This is a genomic window from Massilimicrobiota sp. An105 (genome assembly GCF_002161155.1).
Classification (GTDB): domain Bacteria; phylum Bacillota_I; class Bacilli_A; order Erysipelotrichales; family Coprobacillaceae; genus Allocoprobacillus; species Allocoprobacillus merdigallinarum.
The window spans coordinates 1-926 of the sequence record NZ_NFLY01000110.1 but is presented as its reverse complement, the minus strand read 5'-3'; the positions used below and the strand labels follow the sequence as shown (position 1 = coordinate 926).

Sequence of the window (926 nt, the reverse complement as noted above, 5' to 3'; positions counted from 1 at the left end):
TTAATGCTTTTGACTTTAGTCAGTTGAGTACATGAAATGTACGAAACAAAAAACTACCTGCTATGCGGGTAGAGAGAGAAAAGTTATACAAAACAATCACCTTTCCGATTATAATGGAGTTGTTCAAGCTACCATTAATAAGAAAGGAAAGGTGATTGTTATGGCTAAGAAAGCATATTCTTTAGCACACACAAAATGGATGTGCAAATACCATATTGTGTTCACTCCTAAGTATAGACGAAAAATTATTTATAATCAATATCGAAAAGACTTAGGAGAAATATTAAGAACATTATGTAGATACAAAGGAGTAGAAATTATAGAGGGACATCTCATGAATGATCATGTACATATGTTAGTAATGATTCCACCAAAATATGCAGTGTCGGATTTTGTAGGATATCTAAAGGGAAAATCAGCATTGATGATGTTTGATCGACATGCAGATTTGAAATATAAATTTGGAAACAGGCATTTCTGGAGTGAAGGGTATTATGTCAGCACAGTCGGATTGAATGATGAGACAGTAGCGAAATACATACGCGAACAGGAGATGCATGATCAGGCAATGGACAAATTAAGTGTAAAAGAGTACGCAAATCCATTTTCGAAAGCAGAACAAGAAGCATTAAAAAGAACAAAGGAAAAGAAGGGAGCAAAAGGGAAGTAGAGAAAAAGTCCCTTTGAGGGACAGCGAGAGTCAAAAGCGGTAAGCTTGAACGAAGTGAAAGCAGCGCCTTGAGACGCGAGCAGGTAAGCGAGGCTTATAGCCTCAGAACAAACTACCCTTTTGAAGGGTAGTTTTGATTATAGTTTTCAAACACCGATTTAATTCCATATGCAATTCTAAGACTTATATCTAAATCTTCGAACACCTCGTATATTGCCTCTGTATTCCAGAATATATCCGTTGGGTGGGCAAGCCC

General features: G+C 36.8%; 1 protein-coding gene. It reads left to right on the top strand.

Annotation, left to right across the window (positions count from 1 at the left end; genetic code table 11):
* The first annotated feature begins 160 nt into the window (after positions 1 to 160).
* Positions 161 to 670 carry an IS200/IS605 family transposase gene (gene tnpA, locus B5E48_RS13415; protein ID WP_087305646.1) on the top strand — a complete coding sequence of 170 codons (510 nt, stop codon included), beginning with the start codon at positions 161 to 163 and terminating at the stop codon, positions 668 to 670.
* The last annotated feature ends 256 nt before the right edge of the window (positions 671 to 926 follow it).